Annotated in this window: 13 protein-coding genes and 1 pseudogene; 8 read left to right on the forward strand and 6 right to left on the reverse strand. The window is 68.0% G+C overall.

The features are described 5' to 3' along the window. Positions 1 to 59 precede the first annotated feature (59 nt). Complete coding sequence (locus tag VMS22_24910) at positions 60 to 1,154, forward strand: amidohydrolase family protein (GenBank protein HXJ37282.1); 1,095 nt, start codon at positions 60 to 62, stop codon at positions 1,152 to 1,154. Positions 1,155 to 1,207: 53 nt separating this feature from the next. Here the strand turns inward: VMS22_24910 and VMS22_24915 are convergent, their stop codons facing one another. Beyond that, positions 1,208 to 1,615, reverse strand: coding sequence for a cysteine rich repeat-containing protein (locus VMS22_24915; GenBank protein HXJ37283.1), 408 nt, complete (start codon positions 1,613 to 1,615; stop codon positions 1,208 to 1,210). A gap of 61 nt (positions 1,616 to 1,676) precedes the next feature. Beyond that, the gene (locus tag VMS22_24920) at positions 1,677 to 1,979 is read right to left on the reverse strand and encodes a hypothetical protein (GenBank protein HXJ37284.1); all 303 of its coding nucleotides are present in this window, start codon (positions 1,977 to 1,979) and stop codon (positions 1,677 to 1,679) included. Between the two features lie 137 nt (positions 1,980 to 2,116). Here VMS22_24920 and VMS22_24925 point away from each other — a divergent pair, with 137 nt between their 5' ends. Next, complete coding sequence (locus tag VMS22_24925) at positions 2,117 to 2,776, forward strand: DUF3313 domain-containing protein (GenBank protein HXJ37285.1); 660 nt, start codon at positions 2,117 to 2,119, stop codon at positions 2,774 to 2,776. Positions 2,777 to 2,803: 27 nt separating this feature from the next. On the opposite strand, the gene VMS22_24930 is transcribed toward VMS22_24925, so the two are convergent. Continuing rightward, positions 2,804 to 4,003 carry a transcriptional regulator GcvA gene (locus tag VMS22_24930; protein ID HXJ37286.1) on the reverse strand — a complete coding sequence of 400 codons (1,200 nt, stop codon included), beginning with the start codon at positions 4,001 to 4,003 and terminating at the stop codon, positions 2,804 to 2,806. Positions 4,004 to 4,059: 56 nt separating this feature from the next. Between VMS22_24930 and VMS22_24935 the strand changes: the two genes are divergently transcribed. From VMS22_24935 to VMS22_24950, 4 genes are all read left to right on the forward strand, one after another. Continuing rightward, positions 4,060 to 4,692, forward strand: a complete 633-nt coding sequence (locus VMS22_24935; GenBank protein ID HXJ37287.1) for a carbonic anhydrase — start codon at positions 4,060 to 4,062, stop codon at positions 4,690 to 4,692. 35 nt (positions 4,693 to 4,727) lie between these two features. Further along, positions 4,728 to 5,123, forward strand: a complete 396-nt coding sequence (locus tag VMS22_24940) for a DUF6632 domain-containing protein (protein HXJ37288.1) — start codon at positions 4,728 to 4,730, stop codon at positions 5,121 to 5,123. A gap of 250 nt (positions 5,124 to 5,373) precedes the next feature. Then, positions 5,374 to 6,861, forward strand: a complete 1,488-nt coding sequence (locus tag VMS22_24945) for a glutamate--cysteine ligase (protein HXJ37289.1) — start codon at positions 5,374 to 5,376, stop codon at positions 6,859 to 6,861. Positions 6,862 to 7,182: 321 nt separating this feature from the next. After that, on the forward strand, positions 7,183 to 7,980 hold the full coding sequence (locus VMS22_24950; GenBank protein HXJ37290.1) for an alpha/beta hydrolase family protein: 798 nt from the start codon (positions 7,183 to 7,185) through the stop codon (positions 7,978 to 7,980). Positions 7,981 to 8,387: 407 nt separating this feature from the next. On the opposite strand, the pseudogene VMS22_24955 reads toward VMS22_24950, so the two are convergent. Continuing rightward, positions 8,388 to 9,143 (reverse strand): annotated as a pseudogene (locus tag VMS22_24955) (cation transporting ATPase C-terminal domain-containing protein). 105 nt (positions 9,144 to 9,248) lie between these two features. Between VMS22_24955 and VMS22_24960 the strand changes: the two are divergent. Then, positions 9,249 to 9,410 (forward strand): hypothetical protein, encoded by a 162-nt coding sequence (locus VMS22_24960; GenBank protein HXJ37291.1) that lies wholly within the window; start codon positions 9,249 to 9,251, stop codon positions 9,408 to 9,410. Between the two features lie 2 nt (positions 9,411 to 9,412). Next, entirely contained in the window at positions 9,413 to 10,363 is a 951-nt protein-coding gene (locus VMS22_24965; GenBank protein HXJ37292.1) for an amidohydrolase family protein, read from the forward strand. Between the two features lie 688 nt (positions 10,364 to 11,051). Here the strand turns inward: VMS22_24965 and VMS22_24970 are convergent. Together VMS22_24970 and VMS22_24975 are read right to left on the reverse strand one after the other, a co-directional pair. After that, positions 11,052 to 11,795 carry a hypothetical protein gene (locus tag VMS22_24970; protein ID HXJ37293.1) on the reverse strand — a complete coding sequence of 248 codons (744 nt, stop codon included), beginning with the start codon at positions 11,793 to 11,795 and terminating at the stop codon, positions 11,052 to 11,054. A gap of 48 nt (positions 11,796 to 11,843) precedes the next feature. Further along, positions 11,844 to 14,590: PEP/pyruvate-binding domain-containing protein (locus VMS22_24975; protein HXJ37294.1), on the reverse strand; the 2,747-nt coding region annotated here is incomplete at its 5' end.

The raw sequence follows: 14,590 nt of genomic DNA on the forward strand, positions 1-14,590 counted from the left end.
GGCGCGAAAGTAAGCTTCGCAAGGGCCGGAAACCCTATGAGCAAATGAGGAGAAGCACTGTGTCCCTTCCCGCTGAGCAGGTGCTGATCTCGGCCGACGACCATCTCGACATCCACGCGATGCCGCCCGACCTCTGGTCGTCAGGCTTGCCGACGCAGTGGCGCGAACGCGGCCCGCGGGTCGAGGACACGCCCGACGGGCCCTGGTGGTTCTGCAACGGTCAGCGCGTCTCGCCGAGCGGTCGCAAGGAGACCGGTTTCATCGCGGCGCACGACCACGGCCTTCGACCCGGGCAGCCGCAGACGCGCCTCGAGGACATGGACCGCGACGGCGTGCGCTCCCAGGTGGTCTACGGGCCGATGTGCACCCAGCTCCAGATCGACGACGCCGCGCTGCACGAGCAGGTCGCGCGGGTCTACAACGACTGGGCTGCCGAGTTTCAACGCAAGGCACCCGATCGCCTGATCCTGCTGCCGGACATCCCGTCGTACGATCCGCAGGCCGCGAAGCGGGAGCTCGAGCGCTGCGGGAAGCTCGGGCACAAGGGTGCGATCGTCAGCAACACGGTGGGTCGCGGCAAGCCGCTCTTCGCCGACGACTGGAAGGATTTCTGGGATGCCGCGGAAGAGATCGGCATCCCGATCCACGTGCACCTCTCGCCGGGAGGCCTCCACAGCCTGACCCCGAAGCTCGGCTCGTGGGAGATGCCCGCGGCCGTCGCCGTCGTCCCGATGCAGCTCGACGAGACGCTCGCCGGATTGATCTTCTCGGGCATTCTCGAGCAGCGCCCCCGCATCAGGTTCGTCATGGGCGAGGCGGGCCTGGGGTGGATCCCGTACGTGATCGAGCGGCTCGACCACGAGCTGCACAAGTACGGCCCGAAGATCCGGGACCACAAGCTCCAGATGCTGCCCAGCGAGATCTTCGCCCGTCAGGTGTTCACCACCTACGAGGACGAGAAGCTCGGCGTCGAGCTGATCCCACGCATCGGCGTCGACAACGTCATGTGGGCCTCGGACTACCCGCACGGCGACAGCACGTGGCCCCATTCGCGCAAGGCATTGGCCGAGTCACCGCTCGCGCTCCACGGCACCGAAGTCCTGCGCAAGGTGACGTGCGAGAACGCCGCGCGCGTGTACGGGTTCCACGTGTGAGGCGCCGAGGCGGGTGACGTCCCTCGGGCGGCACCCGCATGGCCCGGAGACGGCTAGAGCCCGAGGTCCTTCATGGCCTGACTGCAGCGCTTGCTGAGCTTGTCGCCCTGCTTCTTCAGACACTCGACGATCCGCCCCTCGCCGGCCTGGACGGACGCGCAGTGCTTCGCGATGTCGTCCTTGCACTCGGCCGCGCCGTACGAGAGGGCTGCCACGGCTCGCTCGAGGCGTACCGACGCATCATAGAGCCCGTAGTCGCAGCGCGCCGAGAGCTTGTCCTCGAAGGCGTAGAGACACGCCAGAAGTCGCCCTTCGCCCGGCGTCACCTGCTTGCAGTACGTGTCGAGCTCCGCCTTGCAGGCTTCCTTCACTTCATTGGCGAGCGGATCCTGATCCGCTCGAGCAAGCGGGGCGAGCGTACACAGCACGAGTGCGAATCCCACCGTCACCATCAATCGCATACAACGGATCCTCCTTCGCGGGCTGGATGCCCCCCTGAGCGCGGGCGCCGTATCTCTTTTGTCAGTTGTCGCACCAGATCGCCGCTTGCCCGTAGCAGCGATAGAGCGTGTTGCCGTAGCCGTCCTGGTTCCATTGCCAGGTGCAGGTGCCGCGCTGACCCCCGCCCTCGAACGGGCTCGGCATCCCACCGGAGGTGCTGCACGCCTGCTCGCTGTACTGCGACGCGATCGCGATCGCGTCGCTGCAGCAGGCGCTCTTGCTCTCGTAGACCCAGCCGGTGTCGCCCCAGCCGGGATACTCGGTCGCGTACGCCGCGACGACGGCGCCGAGAAGGACGACGAGGGTGGGGATCGACGATCGCACGGTTGCTGCCTCCCCGTCGCGTCTAGCAGGAAGCTCGTGCCGCTGACCAGCGCCACCCAGGGGCAGGTCGCTCCGCCTCGCGCCGGCCGCATCACCCCTTTGCCTCGCTCCCGCGAGGCCGTGTAGACCGGGCCGGCATGAGGCTTCTCGCGGCCGCGCTGATCGCCCTCTTCGCCACGGCGTGCGCGCATCGGGCGACGACGCCGCCCGTCGAAGCGTCGGGTTTCCTCGAGGACTACGGGCTCCTGCGCCCAGGCGGGCCGAACGAGCTTGCGCTCGTGTATCGCAACCCGAAGGCCGTCTGGACGTCGTACGACAAGGTGCTGCTCGATCCCGTCACGCTGTGGCGAAGCGGGCCCAAGGCGCTCGATCCCGTGCCGCGGGAGGACCTGCTCCGGCTGGTCACCGACTTCCAGAGCGCCGTCCGTGCCCGCCTGCGCGAGGACTTCCAATTCGTCGACGCGCCAGGCCCGGGCGTGATGCGGATCCGGCTCGCGATCACCGAAGCGCAGGGATCCGATCCCGTGCTCGACGTGCTCACCGCCTCGCGCGGCACCGGTCGCCCCCATCCGGCGGGCGGCGGCCCGCTCGATGCCGAGACCCGCCGATTCATCGCCGCCGCGTCGATCGAAGGCGAGATCCGCGATGCGCAGACGAACGTGCTGCTCGCCGAGGGAATCGACCGGCGCCGGAGCGACGTACCGCCGCACGAGACGTGGGCCGACCTCGATCGCGCGTTCGCGTCCTGGGCGGAGCGCGTCTTCGGGCGCCTCGAAGCACGGACGCACGGCCATTGACGCCGCCGGGGTGACGGGGCTCCGGCATCACTCGCCGGCCCTGGCTCTCTCCCGCTTCCGGCCGACCCGGCCCTTGCGCCGCCCGCGACCGGATACCGGCCGCCGGCGCGGGCCGGGTTCGCGCGACGCGATGGTCTCGCCCAGCAGCCAGGCCCGAAAGCGGGCGAGCTTCGGCCTCTCCGCAGAAGCCTCGGGGTAGACCAGGTAGAACGCGACGTCCATCTGGAGCGGCAGATCGAAGGGGATGGTCAGCCGCCCCGAATCGAGATCCGCCTGCGCGAGCGAGCGCCATCCGAGCACGACGCCAACTCCTTCCGCGGCCGCCTGCATCGCGTAGTCCGGCTGGGTGAAGCGGGGTCCGTGGGTCGCGTCGACGCCCTTCACTCCCGTCGACCTCACCCAGGTCGCCCAGTCCGGCGTCACCTGCTCCTGCGACGGCCAATCGAAGTGGAGCAGCACGTGGTGGCGAAGATCCTCCGGTGACGCCAGCGGGTGCTTGCCCTTCAGCAACCCCGGGCTGCACATCGGCACCACGCTTTCGCCGAAGAGGCGATGAGAGGCGAGACCGGGGTAGCGGCCGCGCCCGACCCGTATCGCTGCGTCGATGCCGTCGCGCTCGAAGTCCACGAGCTCGATCGAGGTGGAGATCCGCACGTCGATGTCCGGGTGTGTCGCGTGGAAACCGTCGAGCCGCGGGATGAGCCACTTGGTGGCGAATACCGGCGCAATGCTCAAGACCAACGCACCGCGGAGATCGTGCTCGCGCAGCGCGTCCATCGCGCGCTCCAGCTCGGCGAAGCCCGCACGCAAACCGGGGAGACACGCTTGCCCGGCGTCGGTCAGAAGCAGCGCGTTGCCGCTGCGACGAAAGAGCCGGACCTCGAGGTAGTCCTCCAGGGTCTTCACCTGATGGCTGACGGCGGCTGCCGTGACGCACAGCTCGTCTGCAGCCCTGGTGATGCTCAGATGACGACCCGCCGCCTCGAAGGCGCGAAGGGCGTTGAGGGGGGGTAGATCCTTCGCCATCGCCGGCTCCCTGCGATCGTCCCGGTCTTGCGGCGCGATCATGCCGTGCCGCGCGGGCTCCGGCAATTTCTCGTTGCGCCCGAGTGCCGGTGTGGAACCCGGCGTCGTTCGAGAATCTCTCAACCGGACGTTGAGAACAATTCGATTGTCTGTGCAGCACGGCGACCCGATAGTTCGCGCCGGAGGAACGATTGACGGCAATCGGCATTCTCGGAACCGGACGGACGGCCTCGCAACCAGGTGAAAGGAGACGCCCAATGACCGAGTGCGCGCACGAGTTCGACAGATACGCATTCTCGAGACAGCCCGACTACGACGAGCGGGCCTTCCGGCGGGCATTCGCGAAGGCAGTGCCGCTGCGGACCGTCGTGGTCTACTGCTACGACCCCCGCGCCACCGGCATTCCCGCCGCCGTCGCCAGGGAGTTCGGCGACGTCTTTCCCGGGAAGATCGTGAGAGGCGACACGGGGAAGAAGATCGCGTCCACGACGACGCTGTTCGAGGTCGTCGTCGCCGGCGGACGTGCGATCGACGCGCTGCGCTCGGTGACGGTCGCGCAGCACCTCTTCGGCATCGAGCGCGTCGTCGTCGTGCATCACACCTACTGCGGTGCGACGTCGTTCACGGCCGACGGGATCGTCGAGGCGTACGCGCGCGAGCAGGGCACGGACATCGCTTCCCTCTACCCCGGCGACAGCATCTGCATCACGGACTACGTGAGCTCGCTCACGCACGACGTGCGCCTGATCAGAATGTCGCCCGGCACCCCCCGACGAGCGGCGATCTACGGCTACATGTACGACATCGACGCCGAGGCGCTGTCGCTCGTGGTCGAAGACAAGCCTGCGTCGGCAGAGCGAGGCCTCGCGTCGTCCGGCAGATGGTCGTAGAGCTCATGCAGCAACCCGAAAGGAGGGACCCCTGGATGTCTGCTCAAGCGCTCTTGAAGCCCGCGCTCGCCGTGTTCGGCACCATCTTTCTCCTGGTCTACCCACTGGCGGTCGTCTGGCCGTCGGGCTGGGCCTGGCACGCCGGCGCTCCTCACGACTCGCAGTATTTCATGATGATCGTCGGGATCTACGCCACCCTCGGAGTCTTCCTGTTGATCGCGTCCCGAGACCCACAGGCCCATCGCAGCTTGATCTGGTTCACGGTGTGGTCGAGCGTCGTGCACGGCGGCATCATGGCGGTGCAATCGATGCCGGCCGAGCATCACGGGCACCTCCTGGGCGACGTTCCCGCGCTGTTCCTCGTCGCGGGCCTGCTCGGAGGGCTGCTCGTGTGGTCGAAGGATGGGGGACAACCATTGACAGACGCTTGATCGATCGATCAACTACGGCAGCGACTATCCGTTCACCCCGGAGGTCGCCGCCGCCATGGCCGCAGAACGTCTCGACGCAGCCGGCGAGGCGCACGGCGCGTCGACCGAAGCCCTGCGGACCAACACGGAACGACTCTTCCCCGCACTCGGCGGGACCTCGCGCTGATCACGAGTGCGGCCGTTTCCGCTGCGCACGACGCCTCGCACGGGGCCAGTTGGTGCGCCGGATGGGTACTGGTACATCGCGGCCATGGGCGTGGAGATCACGCGTGAGGAGTTCTCCGACGCGGATCGCACGAGCTTCGCCGCGCGTCTCGAGGAGAGCCTCGACGCGCTGGCGCTCCTCCTGGCGCGCCCGAGCTTCGGCGCTGGGCCTGCCACGCTCGGCGCCGAGCTCGAGCTGAGCCTCGTGGACGACTGCGGGCGGCCGCTGCCGGTGAATCGGGCCGTCCTGGCGAGCGCGCTCGACCCGCGCGTGGCGCTGGAGATCGATCGATTCAACCTCGAGATCAACACACGCCCGGTGCGATTCGCCGGGCGGGCGTTCGGCGCGCTCGCCGCAGAGCTCTCCGACGGTCTTACCGCCGTCACCCGGGCCGTTGCGCCGCTCGGCGGGCGGCCGATCACGATCGGCATCCTGCCGACCTTGGTGGCCGGCGACCTCCGGCCCGGCATGCTCACCGACTCCCACCGCTACCGCGCCCTCTCGATCGGCCTTCGCCGACTTCGGCAAGAGCCCTTCCGCATCCGCATCGACGGCCCCGACCCCCTCGACGTGCTGTGCGACGACGTGACCTTCGAGGGCGCCAACACCTCCTTACAGATCCACCTGCGGGTCGAGCCCGCCAAATTCGCCGCCACGTTCAACGCGGCGCAGATCGCGACTGCACCGGTCCTGGCGGCGGCGGGCAACTCGCCGCTGTTCCTGGGGCATCGGCTGTGGGCCGAAACGCGCGTCGCCCTCTTCCGACAGGCCGTCGACGAACGGATCGCGACCGCCGAGGAGGACTGGCGCCCCGGTCGCGTGTCGTTCGGCCATGGCTGGGTTCGTCGCGGCGCGCACGAGCTGTTCGCCGAGAGTGTCGCCCTCCATCCGCCGCTGCTGCCGCTCGTAGCCCCGGAGGACCCGATCGCCCTCGTGCGTGACGGCGGCACGCCCGCGCTCGACGAGCTTCGGCTGCATCACGGAACGGTGTGGCGCTGGAATCGCGCCGTGTACGATGCGACGAATGGTGGGCACTTGCGCATCGAGCTGCGTGCGCTTCCCGCCGGCCCGTCGGTGATCGACATGACGGCAAACGCGGCGTTCCTGATCGGGCTCACCTTGGCCCTCGCCGCCGAAGGCGAGCGGATGGTGAGCGCGCTCACGTTCGGGCAGTGTCGGCGCAACTTCTACGAGGCTGCGCGCCGCGGCCTCGACGCCGATCTGCTTTGGCCGTCGCTGCACCCACCGTCGCCACGCCTCGTACCGGCGGCGCGATTGATCGCGGAGCTGCTTCCGCTCGCGCAGGACGCGCTCGCGCGAGCCGGCATCGAGCAGGAGGAGTCGATGGCGCTCCTGAACGTCGTGGCGGTTCGCGTGGCGGAGCGCCGGACCGGCGCCGTCTGGCAACTGGAGACGCTTGCCAGGCTCGAGGGACACGCCCCGCGGGAGGCCGCGCTCCGCGAGCTGGTGGTGCGCTATCTCGAGCACGCCGCGTCGGGACGGCCCGTGCACGAGTGGCCGCTCGATGCGTGACCGGTCGCAACGGGCGACGGAGGGCTGACGACGAAGAACTCGACACCGAATCGAACGCCGCGCGCGCACCGACCACGTGCCGCCGCGCGCCGAGACGGCGCGGCCGTCCTGCATCCGGACCTCGTGATCGGGGGGCTGACTGAGCTCCTGCAGGTCGTCGCGAACCCCGTGGCGAACACGCTCGCCGACGTCGGTGCCTATGTCGGACGCCCGCTCGAAGAGCTTTTCCCGGCGCCGGCGGCGGTGCCCGCGGTGACGGTGACGGCGCGCTGGCGGGTTGGCGACCTCCTCAGCGAAGATCTCGCGTTTCGTTCCCTCCATGTGCCGCTCGAGCCGAAGTTCGACCGAAGGTACCTCCGGGATTACCGCGAAACGCGCCACGTCTATGCGCGTCGCATTCGGCCGGCCGCCGCCCGCGGTCGCCCGCGTCTTCTATATCTGCACGGCTACCTGCAGCCCGAGACCTTCGTCGAAGAGCTCGCCCTGCTGACCACGATGGCGCTGCAGTTCAACGTCGAGGTCATCCAGATGCAGCTTCCCTATCACGGTCGCCGTGCGCCCCGGGCCTCGCGTTTCAGCGGTGAGTTCTACTGGACGGCCGATCTGGTGCGCAGCTTCGAGGCGCTACGCCAGACGCTCCTCGACGCGCGGACGTTGCTCGGGTGGCTGCTCGCGGAGGACGCCCGGCCGGTCGGAGTGGCGGGACTGAGCCTCGGAGGCACGCTGACGTTGATCTTGGCCTGCCTCGAAGGACGCTTCGCGTTTGCCGTGCCGCTCATCGCGCACATGGACCTCGCCGCACTGGTGAGTGACGCACCCGTGCTCACGAAGATGCGGCACGACCTCAGGTCTTTCGGTTGGCGCAAGCAGCAGTTCGACGACTTCGCGCGAGGCGTCGGGTGGGACGAATTGCGGCCGAGGCTGCCGGCGGACCGTGTCCTCATGTTCGCCGCCTCGGAAGATCGCTTCTTCGACCCGCGCATCGTCCGCCGGTTGTGGAGGCGCTGGGGAAAGCCCGCGATTCACTGGTACCCGACGAGTCACATCGGTTTCCTGACGCACCTGCCGGAGGTACTGGGTGTGATGCGCGAATTCATCGACCGACGAGCGATCGAATAGCGACACTGACCGCGGCGCTGGTGACGAACAGCGGGCGCTCGGCGTGGTTCGTCAGCGTGCTGGCGCTGATGGTGTACCTGTTGCCGCCCGGCGTGCAGTGAACGGCCCCAGACCGGCAGATGGCGCGCTCACGGAGTCCCGTCGCCCTGCCCCCTCACCTTCTCCAAGGCCTGCTCCTTGTCTGCCTTGGCCTCCATGATCAGCTTGTAAGGTCCTCCCAGCCACGACGCGCTCGATGAAGCGCGCATCATCCGCATGATCGCTCGCCACGACCCTTCCCCTACACCCAGCGAGATCCGCCGCGCTCTTGCTGATCAGGTAGTACTGCCGGCCCCCGGCCAGCGACACCGCCACTTGCCGTGATTCGGCCGAGCGCGAGCTGTTCACGCCTAACGGCCATCGATCCCTCAGATCCACCGGCGCCGCAAGAGCCACGTCTTCACGAGCTGCGTCAGCACCACGTACGCGAGGAGCGTCAAGGCGATGAGGGGGCAATAGAGATGGGGGAGCGGCGTCATGCCGAGCGTAGGCCCCAACGGTGAGGATGGAAGCCAGACGCCCACGAGCATGATTGCCGCGGTCGTGGCCATGAGCGGAATGCTCGCGCGACTCTGAAGGAACGGAATGTGGTTCGTGCGGATGACGTGGATGATCAGCGTCTGGGTGAGTAGCGACTCCACGAACCATCCCGTTTGGAAGAGCGAGGCACGGCCCGGGTCCCAGCACCCGAAGACGTAGAGCATGATGAAGTACGTCGTGTAGTCGAAGACCGAGCTGCAGGGTCCGATGAAGAGGATGAACCGCGTGAGGTCGCTCATGGACCACGGGCGCGGACCGGCGATCTGCTCGGGATCGACCTCGTCCGTCGGGATCGGGACCTGGGAGAAGTCGTACAAGAGGCTGTTGGTGAGGATCTGGATCGGTGCCATCGGGACGAAGGGCAGGATGGCGCTGGCACCGAGGACGCTGAACATGTTGCCGAAGTTCGAGCTCGCACCCATGCGCACGTACTTGAGGACGTTGCAGAAGACCTTGCGGCCCTCGACGACGCCGTCTCCGACGACGAGCAGGCTCTTCTCGAGGAGGATGATGTCGGCCGCCTCCTTCGCGATGTCCACGGCCGTGTCCACCGAGATGCCGACGTCGGCGACGCGCAGCGCCGCGCGAGCCGGGGAATCACGGGCAAGCGGGTGGGCGAGCGTCTGATATTGAGGTGCTCCGTCAACGTTTCAGGCTTGTCCTGACTATCGGCCTTCCTGTTCGGCGCCATGTCCGACCAGCAGGCGGCGCGGGTCCAGGATCTCCTGCGGGCTGCCGGCGTACCGGTCGAGTATCGCTCGTTTCCCGACGTGGGCCACTCGATGCATGGCGAACGGCCCGACCTCTACGTCGATACCCTGGTCGAGTGGGTCGAGTCCCTTGCTGTGTGAACGTGTCGAAGAAGATCGACGTCCACGCCCACTACCTCCCGCACTCCTACCGGGCCGCGTTGCGCGAGGCAGGGCACGACCAGCCGGACGGCTTCCCGCAGCTGCCGCCCTGGTCGATCGAGGAGCACGTGGCCGCGATGGATCGCCTGGACATCGCCACCTCGCTCCTGTCGATCTCGTCGCCGGGCGTCTACTTCGGCGACGCAATCGCCGCTCGTGATCTCGCTCGCGAGATGAACGAGATCGGCCGGCGCGCCGTGGTGGACCATCCGGGGCGGTTCGGGCTGTTCGCCTCGTTGCCGCTGCCCGACGTCGATGCCGCCATGGCCGAGGTCGCCTACTGCTGCGATCACCTCGACGTCGACGGGTTCGTGTTGCTCACCAACGTGGGCGGCACCTACCTCGGTGATCCGTCGTGGGAGCCGGTCTTCCGGGAGCTGAGCCGTCGGGAGGCTCGCGTGTTCATCCACCCGACCTCCCCGGCGTGCTGGGAGCACACGTCGCTCGGGCGGCCCCGGCCGATGCTCGAGTTCTTCTTCGACACGACCCGCGCCGTCGTGAACCTGGTCCTGAGCGGCACCATCGCTCGTCACACCGACGTCGAGTTCATCATCCCGCACGCCGGAGCGACGCTCCCGATGATCGTCGACCGGGTGGGCGTCTTCTCGCGACTGCTCGAGGTCGACGCCTCCGTCGACGTGCTCCGCGACGTCGCCCGGCTGCACTACGACCTGGCCGGCTTCCCAGTGCCCCGTCAGCTCGACGCGTTGCTGACCATCACGACGCTCGAGCATCTCCACTACGGCAGCGACTATCCGTTCACCCCGGAGGTCGCCGCCGCCATGGCCGCAGAACGTCTCGACGCAGCCGGCGAGGCGCACGGCTCCTTGACTGCAGCGCTGCGGACCAACACGGAACGACTCTTTCCCAACCCCCGGCGCTTGCGACCGTGAACCGAAGGGGCTGAGCGTGACCCTGAGCGTGGTGGCGTAGCGTCGTCGCCATTTTCACATCCGTTCAGCCTGCCGCAATGGCGAACACAAAAGGACGGCGTTCACGCCCATGTTGCTGGGCGTGCTCGCGGTGGCACTGCTCACCTGCTCCCTGCCGACGGGCAGCGTTAGCTGAGACAGACCGGCGACGATCGCGGCTCTAGCGGGGGCGCCGTGCCGGTCGGACGCCGCCTCCGGTGACCGTCACTGCGCCGGCGCGGCGGGGGGCTGCGCTGGATTCGCCGCGGGGGTCTTGCCTTGCCGATCGGCCTGCTTCGCGGTGCGCTTCCCCTGGCGGCATTCCGCTCGGGTCTTCTCGTCGCCTGCTTTGCACGCCTGCTTCCCGGCCCGCGCCCCGGAACGCCGCTCCATGCCTTGCGTCTGCGCATACGTCGGAACGACGCAGGCCAGCGTCATGATAGCGGCCAACGCATAGGCCGCTCTTCGCGATTCCCTTTTCCGTTCCATGCTCGTTTCTCCCTCCTGGGTTCGGGGTTGCCGTCAACCGATGTCAGAGTTGAAGCAAGAAGCAAACCCCTCGTCCGCTGGAGCGAAGCGATGAGATTCCCTCGGTCGTATGCCTGCGAGCGGTGGCGGTCGGACTTCCCGAATGTGAGAAGCGACGGGAGCACGCGCTGCCTCGGTTACCTCAGTCCCAATCCTGGAGCTTCTTCGCCGCCGTGCCGTACGGGCCGAGCTGGTAGACGGCCGCCCCCGCGAGCGAGAAGGTGAACGGCTCGAACGGCTCGGCGAGCATCTTGTCGAGGTACTCTCTCGGCGCGACGCCGGTGCTGACGTGCGGATTGAAGTTCGCGCCGGACATCTTCGGGACATACGTCGACACGTATTGGACCATGGCCGCGTCGGTGGCGGGATCGTCGTGCGGGGCGGTGAACGCGCCGATGGGTCCGGTTTGCACCATGAACGGCTTCGCGGCGGAAATGATGTCCGCCTGCAGCTTGAGGAGTTCTGGCGTCGGCTTCGCGCAGATGCCGGCGACGCCCGTCGGGCCGGTTGGGGCGTAGTAGAATTTGAACGCCTCCAACTTCATCGCGCTCACATTGGCGGCGGCGAACACCTTGCCTTCCGCGGCGAATACCTTGTCCAAGTCCGCCGTGCGGACGAAGCACTGGAGCATCGTGATGTGCGGGGTGTGCGTCGCATCGAGAGCGAAGCCCTTCGGGTAGACCTCGAGCAGACGAGCGTTGTTCGCAGCGGCATGTCGAAGCATCGTGGCGTCGGGTTCCAGCAGGATGTCGATGGCCGTGACCGGCTCTTGCTTCGCGGAGGGTGCCGCCTGCTGCGCATGAGCCTGTCCCACCCGCATCGCCAGGGCACACACCATCGCTCCGCGAAGCAGGACGCGTCTCAGACCGTTCCGCGTCGGTGTCATGCCTCTTCTCTTTCAGCCGTTCCGGAGTCTGGCCCTATTCGACGATCCTCACTTGACGACGTCGCCGAGCGAGAGCAGCTCCGCTCGGTTGTTGACGCTCGTGACTTCGAGCGGAGCGAGCGCCGGGATGTTCTTCAGCTCGTCGTTGCCGAGAAAGGGGCGGCATTGGAACAGCCAGAGCTTGCCCGCCTTGAAGCCGAACTCGATGTCCCATGGGCGCGGCTTCCCGGCCGGGTCCTTCACCGGCGCAAGCTCGGCGGTGATCTTCTGACCGGCGCCCACGATCTGCTTGAGCTCGTCGGGCTCGAGGACGAACTCCTTGCCGCTCGACGGAACGATGGTGCTCCCGCCCGTCGGCAGGAGCTGGTTCTTCCACGGGGACTTGAACATGGTCACCAGCTCGACCCCCTCGGGCGACCAGAGCAGCGTCTCGGCCGACGTCCCGTCGACCGCACCGCTCGGCCCTTCGGACGTCGCCACCGTCATCTCCTTCTGGTCCCCGGTGTTGACGTCGGCCGTGACCAGTACGCCAGACTTGTCGTTCGCCACGGACTCGAGGATCACGACCGACGAGAGCACCCAGATCGGGTCGTCGATGAGGGTCTGGCGCCACGAGAAGGACCGGAACTCGAACGGCGACGCCCAGACCTCGCGCAGGCCGGAGTAGATGTCGGCGAGCGACTTGCGGTTGAACACGGTCAGGTTGAGGCCCGCACCGTTGAAGTTGTCCAGGTCCTCGACGTTGGTGTCGCTGCGCACGTAGCAGCCGACGCTCTGGGTCTTGTCGCCGGGCAGCAGGAGACCGTCGCGGTCGAGCCCGTCGCGGATCGCGCGCTCGAGGTCGGGCGACAGCGGCGTCTGACGGATCGAGTTCCGGATGACGTCGAGGCGCGGCATGATCCAGGCCGACAGGTCCTGCTCGTTCTTCCCCGCCGGAATCATCACCTCGAAGAACTCGTGGTACGTGCGTTGGACGAAGTCCTCGAGACGCTCGCCCGGCTTCGTGAGGCCGAGTGACTTGAGCTTGTCGGGCGCGATCGCCAGGGCCCGCTGGTAGTGATCGTGGTAGGCGCCGAACGGGACGACGATCCCGCGCGCGACATGATCGGGGAAGAGGTGCTTCAGCTCGCCCAGGTAGGCCGCCTTCGGCCCGCAGAACCGTCCCGAGTCACTGCGCCGGACCTCCGTCAGGTCGATCGGCATGTTCTTGGTGAGGTCGACCTTCGTGCGGTCGATGTGCAGACGCGGTCCGCCCCCCGCGAGGCTGCCGTCGGCGGCGCGGTGCTGGTTGCGCGTGAAGTCGTCGTAGACCGCGTGGTCCTGCGGCGTCATCGTGGCGGCGTCCTTGAGGATCACCCGCCCGCCGGGTGTCACGATGAAGAACACCTGCTGGCCGTCGTGCGGCTTGATCTTCTGGTAGACGCTCGGGCCCACGACGACGTTGGGAATGCCCAGCGCCCGCGCCAGGAGCTGGACGTGCGAGAGGACGTTGCCCTCCCCCTGGGTGAGGATGCCAGCCGCGGGATCGAGGTCGGCGGGCGTCTGCGGCAGGGCGACGATCTGGTCGCGGCTGAAGGAGTCGGCCTTCGGCGCGACCCGCAGGCGGCCGAGCGCGAGCCCCGGATTGAGCGCGCGTACGTCGCTCTCCACCTCCGTGCCGAAGATGTCGTGCCTGGTCCGCGCGCCCCCTTCGACGTAGTCGGTCAGCCGGGTCACGACCTGTCCGTAGAGGAGCAGCGGCGAGCCGCGCAGGATGTCGTCGCGGATGCCGGCGACCTGCGGCATGAGCAGCGTCCAGGGCGACCACACCTCGGCGAACGCGAGCGTCGCATTGCCCTGCGCCCATTCGACGACCCGCTCCGCCTCCTGGAGCTTGCGCTGGAAGTCGGCGCGGGTCGGCTTCGGCGTCGACGTGAGCTCGCGCAGCACGTCGCCGGCCGCGGCGCGCTCGCGCGCCGTGAGGAGGCCGGCACCGTAGGTGGCGTCGGTGAGGGCGCTCATGAGCTGGAGGTACTGGGCCACGGTGAGACCCGTCTTGTCGTCGAGCAGCGCGCTGCCGCGCCGCTGGATGGCCGCGGCAGCCGTGATGTCGAGGTCGACGAGGCGCCGCGCGTCGGCGGGGCCGACCGTGCGGGCGGCGACGGCCTGACGTGCGAGGCTCATGATCTGCGCCAAGGACGAGACCGCGTCGACCGCGGGGGTCTTCGGCGTCGGGACGACAGCGCCGAGCTTCGCCCGCACGGTCGCGTCCTGCAGCTCGCCCACCTGGCGCACGAGCGCGCTCTCGTCGGCCGAGGTGAGCTTGGTGATCTCGGCGATCATCTCGTCGACCTGGGCGCGCGTCGGACCGGGCGGCAGCTTGTCGCGGTACGCGGCGAGGTCGGGGATCAACCGAGCGGACATCTGGTTGTGGACCGCGTCGCGGAGCGGCTTGAAGCGCGGGTCGGCCGCCTGGACGCGCACCGCGATGGCACGGATCTTCTCGATCTGGCCGAGATCCGCATGCAGGAAGAAGCGCTTCTGGAGCTCATAGGCGAGCAGGAAGTCGCGGCTGTCGTTGAACTCCGGCGCGGTGAGGTAGCGCTCGAAGAACTGCGCCGAGGCCCCGGTCTCGTACTCCGTGCCCGAGAGCCCGCCGAAGGCGCGCAGCTCGGCGAACTTGTGGGTGGGGTTCGTCGCGACGAAGTACTGCTCGAGAACGTAGCCCCGGACGAGGTCGTTGTGGTCCGGGAACGTGTCCCACAGGTAGAGATCGCGCGAGAAGACGTTCGCGATGTAGACGCCGTTCTTCGCCA

Source organism: Candidatus Eisenbacteria bacterium, from assembly GCA_035577985.1.
Taxonomy (GTDB): domain Bacteria; phylum Desulfobacterota; class Binatia; order DP-6; family DP-6; genus DATJZY01.

Bases quoted from the DNA above. Each gene is read 5' to 3' on its own strand.
- VMS22_24945 (HXJ37289.1), top strand. From the start codon at position 5,374: ATGGGCGTGGAGATCACGCGTGAGGAGTTCTCCGACGCGGATCGCACG.
- VMS22_24935 (HXJ37287.1), top strand. From the start codon at position 4,060: ATGACCGAGTGCGCGCACGAGTTCGACAGATACGCATTCTCGAGACAG.
- VMS22_24940 (HXJ37288.1), top strand. From the start codon at position 4,728: ATGTCTGCTCAAGCGCTCTTGAAGCCCGCGCTCGCCGTGTTCGGCACC.
- VMS22_24970 (HXJ37293.1), bottom strand. From the start codon at position 11,795: ATGACACCGACGCGGAACGGTCTGAGACGCGTCCTGCTTCGCGGAGCG.
- VMS22_24915 (HXJ37283.1), bottom strand. From the start codon at position 1,615: ATGCGATTGATGGTGACGGTGGGATTCGCACTCGTGCTGTGTACGCTC.
- VMS22_24960 (HXJ37291.1), top strand. From the start codon at position 9,249: ATGTCCGACCAGCAGGCGGCGCGGGTCCAGGATCTCCTGCGGGCTGCC.
- VMS22_24925 (HXJ37285.1), top strand. From the start codon at position 2,117: ATGAGGCTTCTCGCGGCCGCGCTGATCGCCCTCTTCGCCACGGCGTGC.